Annotated in this window: 17 protein-coding genes and 1 riboswitch; of the genes, 8 read left to right on the top strand and 9 right to left on the bottom strand. The window is 62.5% G+C overall.

The annotated features are described in order from the left end of the window. Positions 1-79 precede the first annotated feature (79 nt). The 5 genes from tolA to ydfG form a co-directional block, all read right to left on the bottom strand. On the bottom strand, positions 80-1,114 hold the full coding sequence (gene tolA, locus P0D68_RS26340) for a cell envelope integrity protein TolA (protein WP_408301033.1): 1,035 nt from the start codon (positions 1,112-1,114) through the stop codon (positions 80-82). Then, positions 1,111-1,557 (bottom strand): protein TolR, encoded by a 447-nt coding sequence (gene tolR, locus P0D68_RS26335; protein WP_007179120.1) that lies wholly within the window; start codon positions 1,555-1,557, stop codon positions 1,111-1,113. The genes tolA and tolR overlap by 4 nt, the downstream gene beginning before the upstream one ends. 10 nt (positions 1,558-1,567) lie before the next feature. Continuing rightward, positions 1,568-2,245: a protein TolQ gene (gene tolQ, locus P0D68_RS26330; RefSeq protein ID WP_007179119.1), complete on the bottom strand. Its 678-nt coding sequence runs from the start codon at positions 2,243-2,245 to the stop codon at positions 1,568-1,570. 155 nt (positions 2,246-2,400) lie between these two features. Further along, positions 2,401-2,880, bottom strand: coding sequence for a tol-pal system-associated acyl-CoA thioesterase (ybgC, locus tag P0D68_RS26325; protein WP_408301030.1), 480 nt, complete (start codon positions 2,878-2,880; stop codon positions 2,401-2,403). Positions 2,881-2,938: 58 nt separating this feature from the next. Next, positions 2,939-3,685, bottom strand: coding sequence for a bifunctional NADP-dependent 3-hydroxy acid dehydrogenase/3-hydroxypropionate dehydrogenase YdfG (gene ydfG / locus P0D68_RS26320; RefSeq protein WP_091796647.1), 747 nt, complete (start codon positions 3,683-3,685; stop codon positions 2,939-2,941). Between the two features lie 241 nt (positions 3,686-3,926). Beyond that, positions 3,927-4,035, top strand: a riboswitch (ZMP/ZTP riboswitch). 166 nt (positions 4,036-4,201) lie between these two features. Here ydfG and glyA point away from each other — a divergent pair. The 7 genes from glyA to P0D68_RS26285 all read left to right on the top strand — a co-directional run bounded on the left by glyA (position 4,202) and on the right by P0D68_RS26285 (position 9,027). Next, positions 4,202-5,449, top strand: coding sequence for a serine hydroxymethyltransferase (glyA, locus tag P0D68_RS26315; protein ID WP_408301028.1), 1,248 nt, complete (start codon positions 4,202-4,204; stop codon positions 5,447-5,449). 6 nt (positions 5,450-5,455) lie between these two features. After that, positions 5,456-5,938 (top strand): transcriptional regulator NrdR, encoded by a 483-nt coding sequence (gene nrdR, locus P0D68_RS26310; RefSeq protein WP_091796645.1) that lies wholly within the window; start codon positions 5,456-5,458, stop codon positions 5,936-5,938. 204 nt (positions 5,939-6,142) lie between these two features. Then, a complete protein-coding gene (locus P0D68_RS26305; RefSeq protein ID WP_408186715.1) occupies positions 6,143-6,703 on the top strand; it encodes a GspH/FimT family pseudopilin in 561 nt (186 codons plus the stop codon). Beyond that, positions 6,700-7,146, top strand: coding sequence for a type IV pilus modification PilV family protein (locus P0D68_RS26300; protein ID WP_408468769.1), 447 nt, complete (start codon positions 6,700-6,702; stop codon positions 7,144-7,146). The genes P0D68_RS26305 and P0D68_RS26300 overlap by 4 nt, the downstream gene beginning before the upstream one ends. Further along, entirely contained in the window at positions 7,143-7,952 is an 810-nt protein-coding gene (locus P0D68_RS26295; RefSeq protein ID WP_408301025.1) for a PilW family protein, read from the top strand. The genes P0D68_RS26300 and P0D68_RS26295 overlap by 4 nt, the downstream gene beginning before the upstream one ends. After that, entirely contained in the window at positions 7,949-8,563 is a 615-nt protein-coding gene (locus tag P0D68_RS26290; protein WP_408301023.1) for a pilus assembly PilX family protein, read from the top strand. The genes P0D68_RS26295 and P0D68_RS26290 overlap by 4 nt, the downstream gene beginning before the upstream one ends. 11 nt (positions 8,564-8,574) lie before the next feature. Beyond that, positions 8,575-9,027: a type IV pilin protein gene (locus P0D68_RS26285; protein ID WP_408301021.1), complete on the top strand. Its 453-nt coding sequence runs from the start codon at positions 8,575-8,577 to the stop codon at positions 9,025-9,027. 80 nt (positions 9,028-9,107) lie between these two features. Here P0D68_RS26285 and P0D68_RS26280 read toward each other — a convergent pair whose 3' ends face one another. The 3 genes from P0D68_RS26280 to P0D68_RS26270 form a co-directional block, all read right to left on the bottom strand. Then, on the bottom strand, positions 9,108-9,587 hold the full coding sequence (locus P0D68_RS26280) for a DUF3318 domain-containing protein (protein ID WP_091796642.1): 480 nt from the start codon (positions 9,585-9,587) through the stop codon (positions 9,108-9,110). A 98-nt stretch (positions 9,588-9,685) separates the two neighbouring features. Next, positions 9,686-10,072 carry a phage holin family protein gene (locus tag P0D68_RS26275; protein WP_011486908.1) on the bottom strand — a complete coding sequence of 129 codons (387 nt, stop codon included), beginning with the start codon at positions 10,070-10,072 and terminating at the stop codon, positions 9,686-9,688. A 131-nt stretch (positions 10,073-10,203) separates the two neighbouring features. Beyond that, positions 10,204-10,506, bottom strand: coding sequence for an ElaB/YgaM/YqjD family protein (locus tag P0D68_RS26270; protein WP_091796641.1), 303 nt, complete (start codon positions 10,504-10,506; stop codon positions 10,204-10,206). A 341-nt stretch (positions 10,507-10,847) separates the two neighbouring features. Between P0D68_RS26270 and P0D68_RS26265 the strand changes: the two genes are divergently transcribed. Beyond that, the gene (locus P0D68_RS26265; RefSeq protein WP_091796640.1) at positions 10,848-11,486 is read left to right on the top strand and encodes a peroxiredoxin; all 639 of its coding nucleotides are present in this window, start codon (positions 10,848-10,850) and stop codon (positions 11,484-11,486) included. Between the two features lie 136 nt (positions 11,487-11,622). Here P0D68_RS26265 and P0D68_RS26260 read toward each other — a convergent pair whose 3' ends face one another. Then, complete coding sequence (locus tag P0D68_RS26260; protein ID WP_091796639.1) at positions 11,623-12,813, bottom strand: acyl-CoA dehydrogenase; 1,191 nt, start codon at positions 12,811-12,813, stop codon at positions 11,623-11,625. Between the last annotated feature and the right edge of the window lie 17 nt (positions 12,814-12,830).

The raw sequence follows: 12,830 nt of genomic DNA, 5'->3' as shown, positions 1-12,830 counted from the left end.
AAGAACTAATTCGTTCCCGAGCGCGCCCCGATGGGCGGGGCGCTGCGTCTGCTGTCGACTGACTGTCGAACTGCTGCAATCAACCGGCCGGGCGCAACGTAATCAGGAAGCTGGTCGGTGTCTTGCCATTGATGTCCTGGGGCATCGGATCAGTACGCTGGACGGCCCGCAGCGCCGCGTCGTCCCACGCTGCGTTGCCGCTGCTGCGTGAAATCGTTGCGCCAAGCAAGGTGCCCGTCGGCGAGCAGCGCACGGAGACGACCGTCTCCAGGCCGCTGGTCTCACCGCCCCACGTGATGTTCGGGCGTACTGCACGACGCACCTTGTCCGAGTAGCCCGGCGAGGTCGCCGTGCCACCCGAGCCGCTGCCCGTGCCGTTCTTTCCGAGGCCATCGCTGGTGGTCGAGCCGGTGCCGCCGGTCGCGAGGCCTTGCATCTGCGCGAGGCGTGCGCGACGTTCCGCATCCAGTTTCTTCGCTTGCGCCGCCGCGTCGGCTTGCGCTTTGGCCTTCGCGGCTTTCTGCGCGTCGGCCTTCTTCTGCGCTTCAGCCTCGGCTTGCTTTTGCTGTTCCTGCTGCTGTTCCTTCAACTGCTGTTGCTTTTGCTGCTCGGCCAATTGCTGTTGCTTCAGCTTGTTGGCCTCCTGCTGCTGCTGTTGCTGCTGTTGTTTCTGTTTCGCTGCGGCAGCCTTTTGCGCCGCGAGTTGCGCTGCCTGTTCGGCCGCCAGTTGCTGCTGTCGCTTCGCCTCGGCTTCCTGCTGGGCCTGCAGCTTCTGCTGACGTTGCTGCTCGGCCAACTGAGCCTGGCGAGCCGCTTCCTGTTGCTGGCGCTTCTTTTCCTGCAGCGCGATGTCGGCCTGCTCGTCGCGTACCGGCGGGGCGGGGGCGACCGGCACGGGCGCGGGCGGTGGCGGGACGGGACGCGGGATCACCGCGTCGGGCACTTCGGTCCACAGTTCCGCTTCTGCGCCTTCGGGCGTACTGTTTTGCCACTGAATGCCGTGATACAGGAAGAATCCGAGCAGCGCGTGCATCACCAGCGCGAACGCAAAGGCTCGCCCGGTGCCGCGTTCACGCGGTGGCTGGAGCGGGTATTCGGAGTTCTTGCGGATCATTGCGATTTGACGAGCAATCCAACGCGCTTGACGCCGCGAGCCTTGAGCTCGGACATCACGTTCATCACGACTTCGTATTTCACGGTCTTGTCGGCGGCGATGACGACCGGCTGATCCGGATGCGATTGCGCGCGCTCGGCGATAAAGCCGTTCAAATCGGCCTTGGTCATGTCTTCCTGCTGCTGCGCACCCGAATCGTCCTTGTATTTGACGCTCATGTTGCCGTCCGCGCGAATGTTCACGATGACGGGCGGCGTTTGCTGCTGCGGCGCCGCGCCACCAACGGTCGGCAGATTGACGATCGATGGCGCGACGAGCGGCGCGGTCACCATGAAGATCACGAGCAGCACGAGCATTACGTCGATATACGGCACGACGTTGATGTCGGCCATCGCGCGGCGCGAGCGGCTGCCGCGCATGCTGGAGGAGCGAGAGCCTGCCATCGTGGACTCCTTACTGTGCCTGACGCTGCAGGATGTTCGAGAATTCTTCGATAAAGGTCTCGAAGCGGATCGCCAGACGGTCGATGTCGTGCGCGTAGCGATTGTAGGCAACCACGGCCGGAATCGCAGCGAACAGGCCAATTGCGGTAGCCGTCAGCGCTTCGGCGATGCCCGGCGCGACATTCGCCAGGGTGGCCTGCTGCACGTTGGCGAGGCCGCGGAACGCGTTCATGATCCCCCACACCGTGCCGAACAGACCGATATACGGGCTGACCGAGCCGACCGACGCGAGAAATGCGAGATTGGCTTCGAGCACGTCCATTTCACGCTGGAACGCGGCACGCATGGCACGCCGCGCGCCGTCGAGAATCGCGCCCGGATCGTTCAGACGCTTCTCCTTGCCCTTCAGGAATTCGCGCATGCCGGACTCGAAAATCCGCTCCAGGGCGCCGATCGTGTGGCGGTTGTTCGCGGCGCTCTGATAAAGCGCCTGCAGGTCGCCACCCGACCAGAAATCGCGTTCGAAACGTTCAGTCTGCGCGCGCGCCCGACGGATCGCAAACCACTTGCGGAAGATGAAGGTCCACGACAACAGCGACAACAGCAGCAACAGGGCCATGACGGCCTGCGCCAGCAGGCTCGCATTGAGTACGAGGGAAACGATCGACAGATCTTGTGTAGTGTTCATAAAGGTTCGTTTTAACGTCCCGGAAGGGGGCGTCCGGCTGCAAGGCCGCTCGAAGCTTGCCGTGAGCAAAACGGAAGCATCGGCGATATTGCAAGCCGAACCATGCTTTGTGTTGCTTGATCGTTACGAGTTCACTGGCCCCGTAACAACGGGGTTCAGTCATTGTCCGTTGACACGCCGCTGTCGCTCACGCCCGGACCGCGCCGCAAGGCGGCAAGAACCGGCGGAGGAATCGCGGCCGGCCGCAGCGCGATGCGGTCCACGCAGCCGACCCGGATGGAACCGGTAGCAAGCAGCGTGCCGTCGCGCCACGCTTCCTGCGCGAAATCGACCGAAGCGCGGCCGAGACGCTCGATCCGGCTGACTACGTTGACGACATCGTCGAGCCGGGCCGGCGCCCGGTAATCGACCGCGGTGCTGCGGACGATGAAAATCGCCCCCGACTCATCCGCGAGCCGATTCTGGTCGACGCCGCACGCGCGCAGCCATTCGGTGCGCGCCCGTTCGAAAAATTTCAGGTAGTTCGCGTAAAACACGATGCCGCCGGCGTCGGTATCTTCGTAATACACGCGGATGGGCCACGTATAGCCGATTTCCGTGCCGGGCTGGCTGGTCGACATATTCATGCGGCGCATTTTACCGGAACGCACACCCCAAGGTCTGTTTCAAGATGTGCGCCCCGTCTGGCGGGCGTTAGCCGCGATGAACGGACAACGCGGAGAACGATTGCGCCACCGGCATCAGCTCGATCGTGTTGATATTGACGTGCGCCGGGCGCGTGGCGATCCAGTAGATCGAGTCCGCGATGTCTTCGGGTGTGAGCGGTTGCACGTTTTCGTACATTTTGGCGGCTTTGTTGTCGTCGCCGCGAAACCGGACGTTCGAGAACTCGGTGCCGCCGCACAGGCCAGGTTCGACGTTCGTCACCCGCAGCGCAGTGCCGGCCACATCGGCGCGCAGATTCAGGCTGAACTGATGCACGAACGCTTTGGTGGCCCCGTAGACGTTGCCGCCCGCGTACGGCCAGCTGCCGGCTGCCGAGCCCAGATTGAAAATGTGGCCGCGGTTGCGCTCCACCATGCCCGGCAGTAACGCGTGCGTGACCTGCACGAGACCTGTGCAGTTGGTCTCGATCATGGTGTTCCACTCGTCGAGACTCGCTTTCTGCGCCGGTTCGATGCCGAGTGCGAGGCCGGCGTTATTGACCAGCACGTCGATTGCGGCGAAGTCCGCCGGCAGCGAGGCAGGAACGGCCTCGACGGCCGCGCGGTCGCGTACGTCGAGTTCATACGGCAGAAGCGCGTCGCCGAGTTCATCGGCTAGTGCCTGCAGACGGTCCTTGCGGCGAGCTGTGGCGACCACACGATGGCCACCCTTGACGAAGGCGCGAGCGATAGCGGCGCCGAATCCCGCGGACGCTCCGGTGACGAACACGATCATTGCTGTGGTTCCCTGGCAGGTAGGAGAGAAAGGCCCCAAGCCTACTTCCATTGCCGCGCTGCGGCAAGGGTAAACCAGCCGTACGAGAGGCTTTGGGAGGGACGCGCCGCGGCCCGCCGGCGCTGTTCCGTCAGACGTTTGCGCGCTGCACAAGGCGGCGCTGAGGGCCGTCCAGTCGGCACCTGCGGCAGCGGCCGGAAGCCGGTTGCCTATTCGATCCTCTTCCAATAAACTAACGCGCTCATCCCTGCGTGACTGGCGATAGAACCGGTTCAAGCAATCGGATTCAAGGTGGAGCAACCCACCGTGAAGCGCAGGGTGCCGTTTTGCCGTTCGCCTGGGCAGCCGTGATCCGCGCGCATTGATCTGCGCTGGCGGTGGCTGTCCTGCCTCGCGTGTGCGGCGACTCTCCATCCGCCACGTCAGGGCTGGCCCAGCCGCCAGCAGCGCTGCGTACCCTCTACGCAAGATTCGGCGCACGATCCGGTCAACCTGAACACATTCAACGGAATCCGTATGTTTGACAGAGCCCAAAGCACCATCGCCAACGTCGATCCTGAACTCTGGAAGGTCATCGAGCAGGAAAACCGCCGTCAGGAAGAGCACATCGAACTGATCGCGTCGGAAAACTACACGAGCCCGGCTGTCATGGCAGCGCAAGGCTCGCAACTCACGAACAAGTACGCCGAAGGGTATCCGGGCAAGCGCTATTACGGCGGCTGCGAGTACGTCGATATCGCCGAGCAGCTGGCGATCGACCGCGTGAAGCAACTGTTCGGCGCCGAAGCCGCCAACGTGCAGCCGAACTCCGGCTCGCAGGCGAACCAGGGCGTGTTCTTCGCCATGCTCAAGCCGGGCGACACGATCATGGGCATGAGCCTCGCGCACGGTGGCCACCTCACGCACGGTTCGCCGGTCAACATGTCGGGCAAGTGGTTCAACGTGGTGAGCTACGGCCTGAACGAAGCCGAAGACATCGACTACGATGCCGCAGAAAAGCTCGCTCAGGAACACAAGCCGAAGCTGATCGTGGCGGGCGCCTCCGCGTTTGCGCTGCGTATCGATTTCGAACGCCTGTCGAAGATCGCCAAGTCGGTCGGCGCGTACTTCATGGTCGACATGGCGCATTACGCCGGCCTGATCGCGGCGGGCGTCTATCCGAACCCGGTGCCGCACGCCGATTTCGTTACCACTACCACGCACAAGAGCCTGCGCGGCCCGCGCGGCGGCGTGATCCTGATGAAAGCCGAGTTCGAAAAGCAGATCAATTCGGCCATCTTCCCGGGCATTCAAGGTGGACCGCTGATGCACGTGATCGCCGGCAAGGCCGTCGCGTTCAAGGAAGCGCTGTCGCCCGAGTTCAAGGCGTACCAGCAGCAAGTCGTCGAAAACGCGCGCGTGCTGGCGGAAACGCTGGTCAAGCGCGGTCTGCGCATCGTGTCGGGCCGCACCGAAAGCCACGTGATGCTCGTCGACCTGCGCGCAAAGAAGATTACCGGCAAGGCTGCGGAAGCCGCGCTGGGTGCTGCTCACATCACGGTCAACAAGAACGCGATTCCGAACGATCCGGAAAAGCCGTTCGTGACGAGCGGCGTGCGACTCGGCTCGCCGGCCATGACCACGCGCGGTTTCGGCGTCAAGGAAGCCGAGCAGGTAGGTAACCTGATCGCCGACGTGCTGGACAACCCGGAAGACGCCGCCACGATCGAACGCGTGCGCGCGCAAGTCGCCGAGCTGACCCAGCGTTTCCCGGTTTACCGCTAAGCCGCCATGCACTGCCCCTTCTGCCGTCACGCCGATACGCAGGTTGTCGACTCGCGCGTATCCGAAGACGGCGCAACGATTCGCCGGCGCCGCCGCTGCCCGGCCTGCGACAAACGTTTTACGACGTATGAGCGGGTCGAGCTGGCGTTGCCGTCGGTCGTCAAGAAGGATGGCAGCCGCACGGAATTCGACCGCCGCAAGATCGTCGCGAGCATGCAACTGGCGCTGCGCAAGCGCCCGGTGGCCGCAGACGCGATCGACGCGGCGGTTGCGCGCATCGAGTATCAGTTGCTCGGCAGCGGCGAGCGCGAGGTGCGCAGTGAGCGCCTCGGCGAGCTCGTGATGAACGAGTTGCGTGCGCTCGACACCATTGCCTACGTTCGTTTTGCGTCTGTCTACCGGCGCTTCGAAGACGTCTCCGAATTCGAAGACGTGATCGAAGAATTTCGCCGCGCCTCTTCTCCTCCCAAGCCTCCCCGCAAACGCTGAACGCAGTCGCATCTCGCGTTGCGTCTGAGTAGCCGTTTTTCCCTGCGTCGTTTCGCGCATCCGCATCTCCCGTTGCCGTTATGGTTCGTCGCGTGCATTTTTGCGCGGGATAGCGTCTGAGTGCCACCTGGCCATTCGGCCGATTGTTGAGCGATTTGCAAATCGCTAGATTGGCTGCATTCTTCGAATCGATCAGGGATGCAGATGAAATGGAATGCAGTCTGTCCGCCGCGACGCCGCGGCTTCACGCTTGTCGAAACGCTGGCCGTGGTCGCGCTGCTTGCCGTGATCGCCGTACTGGGTACGCCCTCGTTCGTCGCGTGGTACGTGCGCGATCAGGTCGACGCCCGTGCGAAGGCGCTTGCCTCGACGCTTGCCTATGCGCGTAGCGAAGCGTTGCGCCAGGGCGCGCGAGTCACCGTCTGCCGGACCGATGCGGCCCGGCATTGTCTTGCGGCGGGGCAGCCGTGCGGCAATGGTGTGGCTGACTGGTCCTGCGGCTGGGCGGTCCTCGCTGAACGAGGCGGATCGTCATCGCTATTGCGCGCGCAGCCTCTCTTTGCAGCCGTGAGTATCACCGGCACGCAGACGAATCTCACGTTCACGCCGCCAGCGGGGCAATTGATCGGCACCTTCCGCAGTTTTGATATCGCGCCGCGTGCGCCGTCCAAGGCCACGCAAGGGGCCACGTGGCGGCGTTGCATTCGTATTGCAGCGGGTGGTCGCGCGCGGATCGCCGAAGGCGCTTGCGGAGCGGCGTCATGAACCGATACCCGCAGAACCGTTATTCGCGCTGTTGCGGGTCGGCGTGTGGTGGCAGTTCATTGATCGAGGTCATGCTGGCTGTCGCGTTAATGGCGGCCACAGCGCTGGGCTTGATCGCCGGGCAATTGTGGACCGTGCGTGAAGCCCGCGCGATGTCGATGCGCGAACACGCCGCCTGGATAGCCGACTCCGTTGTGGAGGCGACGTACGCGTCTTCCGCGGGCGACGCCGCAATCAGGCAATGGAGCGCGCGGGCAGCGGTAGTTTTGCCGCATGGCGAAGCCTCGGTGCGTGACAACGGCGGTGTGTCCTTTGCGCGTGTTACGTGGGCAGCGCTGCGCGACATGCCGCATTCCGACGATGTGATCGACAAGCCCGTGCCCTGCGGCGGAGCGGATCTTCCCGTGGGGTCGTCATGCGTAGCGCTGGCGTTTGCACAATGATGCGGCGATCGAATCCCGCTCGCGGCCACACGCTGATCGAATTCGCGATTGCCATGGCGCTGGGGCTGCTGGTGACCGCGGGTGCTGTCTCGCTATATACGGCCCAGCGCAGTGCATTCGAACACGCGAGCGATGCGATGCGGATCCGCGAATCCGGCCTCATTGCACTGACGCTGATCGGCCAGCAATTGCAAATGGCCGGCTTCGTACCCGCGGACGTCGCACGGTACAACACTCCCGCACCGTTGTTCGGATGCTCGGGTGGCCGTCCGACCGGCGCTGACGATAGCCTTGCCTGCGAGACCTTGCCCAGTCATTCAGACGGCGTCGCGGTCAGCTATGTCGGTGACAACGTGTCCACATGGCCGTCCTCCAGCGGGCAAACAACCGACTGCCTCGGGCAGGCCGTGACCGGCGCCAGCGCAGCGCTCGGCGACAAGGGTGTGCTGGTCGTCAACCGGTACTTCGCCAGAGTCAGTGCTTCGACCGGTGAGCCGGAGCTTTATTGCGAGGGCAACGGCAAGGCGGGGTCCGCGCAGCCGCTGGTCGAAGGTGTCGAGCGCGTGCGCGTCATGTACTGGTTGGCCGGTGCGCTGGCTGCAAGCGACGCGTCAGCCGTGACGGCCGATCAATGGGCGAAGGTCGTCGCCGTCGATCTCTGCGTGCTCGTGCGTGGTGCGCCACGAGGACAGCGTTCGCGCTATGTCGATTGTGACGGCGTCGGCGCTCTGGCTAGCGATTCGCGTCCGCGCCAGGCGTTCTCGCGGCGCGTTGCGATACGCAATCACGCGGAGGATGGGGCGTGACGAAACGGCGAATCGAACAGCAACAGCACCTGGCAGTCAGGCGATGCGTTAGGCGTCACGATCAAGTGGAAGACTTTTCGTGCTTCAGTCGAGTGCCCCGCGACAACCGTTCACGCATTCGGCAACTCGGTGCAGTCTTACCGATCGTCCTGCTGATTTCAGCGATGATGTTGGCCACTTCCGCGGCCTGGTTCGAGACATCGATTGCGGCAGCGCGTGGCGCCACCAATGTTCGCGAATACCTGCAGGCTTTCCATGCTGCGGATTCGGCGTTGACTTTGTGTACCCGCAGTGTGATCGCGAGGACAACCACCCAAAGCGCGGCGCCGCTGCCGACCGTATCCGGCGAACCGGTTCAATGGAAACTCGAAGCCGCGTTCGAAGCCGGCGCCGTTACGCCCGTAGCGCAATGGCCCGGATCGCTACGAGCGCCGCAATGTCTGGTCGAGGCCTGGCGTCTGGCAACTCGCACTGATGCTCGAGCGTACTTATTGACTTCGCGCGGCTTCGGCCGGACGAATGCGTCGCAGGTGTGGTTGCAGGTGGAACTGGTAATCGATGGAGAGAAGATCGAACGTCATTGGCGCCGCGTCGCCGCGCGACCTTTTTGATTGGAGGTGTCATGAAGCCGCATACATCCGCCTTCACGCTGCTCGAATTGATGATCACGCTAGCGATTGTCGCCGCGCTGGCGGTGTTTGCAGTGCCTTCGTACCGCAGCCATGTCGCGCGAACTCATCGAATCGATGCGGCGGCCGCGCTGTATCGCGCAGCCCAATTCGTCGAGGGAGCGTCGAGCGACAACTTGGCGGCATTGCCCCCAGGTCTCGATCAGGCGCCGCAATTCGGCACACCCGTTTATCGCCTGCATGTTCTGCCCGCCGACGATGCGAACGGTGGCTACGCGATAGAGGCGGCGCCGAGCGAATCAGGTCCGATGCACGACGACACCTGCGGTATTTTCACGCTCGATGCGACAGGATTACGTAGCAACAAGAGTGGCACAGCCGGCGGTTCAAACAGCGGAACAAACGGTCCGACAACCGCTAGCGCCGATTGCTGGAATACAAGCTAGCGAACCGGCAAGACGGCGAACCGGCAAACCTGCAAACCGGCAAGACGGCAAGACGGCAAGACGGCAATCAACGTCACGCGTCAATAACCGCTATTCGTCGAGTCGGCCCTGTCGCCAGACGACGCAGCGGAATCCTGCTTCATCTGTTGCCAGATCCGATAGGCTTCCCATCCGGCAAGGGCGAGGCTGCCCCATTTGAGCACAGGCTTGGCGCCCGCTGCGACCGTTGCGCGCAGTGGCTTGGCGAGGAGGATCGAAGCGATCGAACTGATGAGCGGATACTGTTTGAGGAGGGCGCCAATGCTTCCCGCGTTAAGAAAGCTCGCCTTCGAGCCTTGGCCCACACGCATGCCTCCGAAGCCCGGCAGGATGAACTTGAGCCAACTGAAGTGCGTCACTGCCTGCCGCAATTCGATAGTCGCCTGAGCGAGTTCCATGCGCTCGACATCCGCGCGCACGAGCAGCAGCTCCTTGCGCAGCGCGCGCAAATGAGGTGCGCTCAGATCTTTGGCCTGGTGGCGCTTGTTACGGAAGGCGGTATCGGAATGGATCTGGCTCATGGCGTGTTGGCGGCAGTGAAGGTGGGGCGGTAGAACGGCGCTGCAAATCGCGCGAAATTCTTAAGGAAGACGCAGGGCACGCCGTTGCGTCTTCCGGGTCACGGTTTGCGGAATACGTCACGGTCTTTTTCGAACTCGGCAATGGTCGCCTCGAACACCATCGGGGCATTGCGCAATCCGCTGCGCGCTTTCAGCGCACAGGCTAAGCCCGCAATCGCATAGACCGCGGTGATGCCGGCGAGCGCTTGCCAGCGGTAGGTGTCCCAGAATGCGATGGCGATCAGCGCCGTGAGCGCGATCAGTGCCATTGTGGCGAGCATCATGGCGGCGAGGCCGAGAAACAGCACGCCGAGCAGACGGTCCTTTTCTTCGGCGAGTTCGATGCCGACCAGTTCCAGCCGCGTTTGCAAAATGGCAAACACGGAACCGATTATGCGGCGCAAAGGACTATGTTCTCCGCGCTGCGATTGTGTGTCGATCGTCATGGCTGTGGGCGTTGCGCGTGAAGGCCTAACCGGCGCGCACGCGCGCCAGAAGAAGCGGACCGGCCAGGCTTGCGCCGGTCAACTCGATTCGCTGATGCGCCGGACGGTTAGGTCCGACGCCGTCGCCAGTGTTACTTGCGGTTGATCAACAGCCCAAGCAGCACGCCGGCGCCCGCGGCGATGCCGATGGATGCCCACGGGTGCTCGTGCACGTAGTCGTCGGTGGCGCGGGCCGCTTTCTTACCTTTTTCGACCACTACGACCTGAACGTCAGCCGCTTTTTCCCTGGCCTGCTTCAGGCGCGTCAGCGCCGTTTCACGAAGTTCCGAAGCGCGCTCGCCGGTGGCGCTCGCGGCTTGTTTCAGCAGATCTTCAGCGTCCGCGAGGACGGTTTTGATATCCGACATCAATCTCTCCTTGTTGACTTCCGACATTGACAGCTCCCCTTCGTCTCACGCCACGCGTGAATCGTAACCAAAGAAACGGCCGCTGGCGAGCGCAGGGCTCGGTTGGTTCACAACTTCGCACGAACCGTTCCCGGTTGAAGCATAACGACAAAACCCCCGCCGCCAGCACAATATGCGGCAAAGTTTGCCTAGAATGGAGTTGATCTGTCCCGCAAAGTTTCCACTAAATCAGTGAAAATTACAAAAACGCATAAAGTAGTGACGCGATGTTCGTTCGTCACACACCGTCGCTCCCGTATGCTTTATCTTTGCGGGGCGCCGTCGGTGAATGCTGTCGCGGCAATGTCCAAACCTCTAGGAGATGCATGATGAGTCTACGTCTTGGCGATATCGCGCCGGATTTCGAACAGCAGTCGAGTGTCGGCCCGATCAAATTCCATGAATGGCTGGGCGATAGCTGGGGCGTGCTGTTTTCGCATCCGGCTGACTTCACGCCGGTCTGCACGACCGAACTTGGCTTGACGGCGAAGCTGGCTGATGAATTCGAGAAGCGCAATGTGAAGACCATCGCGTTGTCGGTCGACAGCGCCGAGTCTCACAAGGAGTGGATTAAAGACATTAACGAGACTCAAGCCGCCAATGTCGGCTTCCCGATTCTCGCTGATGGCGACCGGAAGGTTTCCGAGCTGTACGACATGATCCATCCGAATGCGAACGAAACGCTGACCGTCCGCTCGCTGTTCGTGATCGACCCGAAGAAGAAGGTGCGGCTCATCATCACCTATCCGGCCAGCACGGGCCGCAACTTCGACGAAGTGCTGCGTGTGATCGATTCGCTGCAACTCACCGACAATCACTCGGTCGCGACACCGGGTAACTGGAAGCAGGGTGATGACGTGGTGATCGTCCCGTCGCTGAAGGACGAGGAAGTCATCAAGCAGAAATTCCCGAAGGGCTACAAGGCGCTGCGCCCGTATCTGCGCATGACGCCGCAGCCGAACAAGTAAGCGGCGGTGAGTGACAAAGCGCGCCATGCACTGCGGCGTGCTGCGTCGAACAAAAAAGCCAGTTCATATGAACTGGCTTTTTTATCGTCTTGCGCAAACGCCCCCCACGGCGGGCGGCATTAGCGCACCGCAGGTTTCAGAAGAAAGCCTGAATGCCCGTTTGCGCGCGGCCAAGAATCAGCGCGTGAATGTCGTGCGTGCCTTCATAAGTGTTCACGACTTCCAGATTTACCAGATGCCGCGCCACGCCGAACTCGTCCGAGATGCCGTTGCCGCCGAGCATGTCACGTGCGAGCCGCGCAATGTCCAGCGCCTTGCCGCATGAATTGCGCTTCATGATCGAGGTGATCTCGACGGCCGCGGTGCCTTCGTCCTTCATGCGGCCAAGACGCAGCACGCCTTGCAGTCCGAGCGTGATTTCGGTCTGCATGTCGGCGAGCTTCTTCTGGATCAACTGGTTCGCGGCGAGCGGCCGGCCGAACTGCTTGCGATCCAGCACGTACTGACGCGCGGTATGCCAGCATGCTTCGGCCGCGCCGAGCGCGCCCCAGGCAATGCCATAGCGCGCCGAGTTCAGACAGGTGAACGGACCGCGCAAACCGCTGACTTCCGGGAAACGGTTCTCTTCCGGCACGAACACTTCGTCGAGCACGATTTCGCCGGTAATCGACGCACGCAGGCCCACCTTGCTGTGAATAGTCGGCGCCGACAGGCCCTTCCAGCCCTTCTCGAGAATGAAGCCGCGAATCGCGTCCTTGCCGTCTTCTTCGAGCTTCGCCCACACCACGAACACGTCGGCGATGGGCGAATTGGTGATCCACATCTTCGAGCCCGACAGCGAATAGCCGCCGTCAACCTTCTTGGCTCGCGTCACCATGCTGCCCGGATCGGAACCGTGGTTCGGTTCGGTCAGGCCGAAGCAGCCGATCCATTCACCGGTGGCGAGCTTCGGCAGGTATTTCTGCTTCTGCGCTTCCGAGCCGAATGCGTGGATCGGCACCATGACCAGCGACGATTGCACCGACATCATCGACCGGTAGCCGGAATCGACGCGCTCCACCTCGCGCGCAATCAAGCCATACGCGACGTAGTTCAGGCCGGGGCCGCCGTATTGTTCGGGAATCGTCGGGCCGAGCAGGCCGAGTTCGCCCATCTCGCGAAAGATCTCGATGTCGGTCTTCTCGTGCCGGAACGCTTCGAGCACGCGCGGCTGCAGCTTGTCCTGCGCATAAGCGGCAGCGGCGTCGCGCACCATGCGTTCGTCTTCGGTCAGCTGCTGATCCAGCAGCAACGGGTCTTCCCAGTGAAACTGCGCGGCCTCGGCCATGGCTTATCTCCTGATTC

The sequence above is a fragment of the Paraburkholderia sp. RL17-380-BIE-A genome, assembly GCF_046028085.1.
GTDB lineage: Bacteria > Pseudomonadota > Gammaproteobacteria > Burkholderiales > Burkholderiaceae > Paraburkholderia.
The sequence above is the reverse complement of the archived record's forward strand: the minus strand, read 5'-3'. Positions and strand labels throughout refer to the sequence as shown.

Excerpts from the sequence above, each read along its gene's own strand:
- glyA (WP_408301028.1), top strand. The coding sequence starts at position 4,202 with ATGTTTGACAGAGCCCAAAGCACCATCGCCAACGTCGATCCTGAACTC.
- P0D68_RS26280 (WP_091796642.1), bottom strand. The coding sequence starts at position 9,587 with ATGAGCCAGATCCATTCCGATACCGCCTTCCGTAACAAGCGCCACCAG.
- tolA (WP_408301033.1), bottom strand. The coding sequence starts at position 1,114 with ATGATCCGCAAGAACTCCGAATACCCGCTCCAGCCACCGCGTGAACGC.
- P0D68_RS26260 (WP_091796639.1), bottom strand. The coding sequence starts at position 12,813 with ATGGCCGAGGCCGCGCAGTTTCACTGGGAAGACCCGTTGCTGCTGGAT.
- P0D68_RS26285 (WP_408301021.1), top strand. The coding sequence starts at position 8,575 with ATGAAGCCGCATACATCCGCCTTCACGCTGCTCGAATTGATGATCACG.
- P0D68_RS26275 (WP_011486908.1), bottom strand. The coding sequence starts at position 10,072 with ATGACGATCGACACACAATCGCAGCGCGGAGAACATAGTCCTTTGCGC.
- P0D68_RS26300 (WP_408468769.1), top strand. The coding sequence starts at position 6,700 with ATGAACCGATACCCGCAGAACCGTTATTCGCGCTGTTGCGGGTCGGCG.
- P0D68_RS26265 (WP_091796640.1), top strand. The coding sequence starts at position 10,848 with ATGAGTCTACGTCTTGGCGATATCGCGCCGGATTTCGAACAGCAGTCG.
- nrdR (WP_091796645.1), top strand. The coding sequence starts at position 5,456 with ATGCACTGCCCCTTCTGCCGTCACGCCGATACGCAGGTTGTCGACTCG.
- ydfG (WP_091796647.1), bottom strand. The coding sequence starts at position 3,685 with ATGATCGTGTTCGTCACCGGAGCGTCCGCGGGATTCGGCGCCGCTATC.
- ybgC (WP_408301030.1), bottom strand. The coding sequence starts at position 2,880 with ATGCGCCGCATGAATATGTCGACCAGCCAGCCCGGCACGGAAATCGGC.
- tolQ (WP_007179119.1), bottom strand. The coding sequence starts at position 2,245 with ATGAACACTACACAAGATCTGTCGATCGTTTCCCTCGTACTCAATGCG.
- P0D68_RS26270 (WP_091796641.1), bottom strand. The coding sequence starts at position 10,506 with ATGTCGGAAGTCAACAAGGAGAGATTGATGTCGGATATCAAAACCGTC.
- P0D68_RS26295 (WP_408301025.1), top strand. The coding sequence starts at position 7,143 with ATGATGCGGCGATCGAATCCCGCTCGCGGCCACACGCTGATCGAATTC.
- P0D68_RS26305 (WP_408186715.1), top strand. The coding sequence starts at position 6,143 with ATGAAATGGAATGCAGTCTGTCCGCCGCGACGCCGCGGCTTCACGCTT.
- tolR (WP_007179120.1), bottom strand. The coding sequence starts at position 1,557 with ATGGCAGGCTCTCGCTCCTCCAGCATGCGCGGCAGCCGCTCGCGCCGC.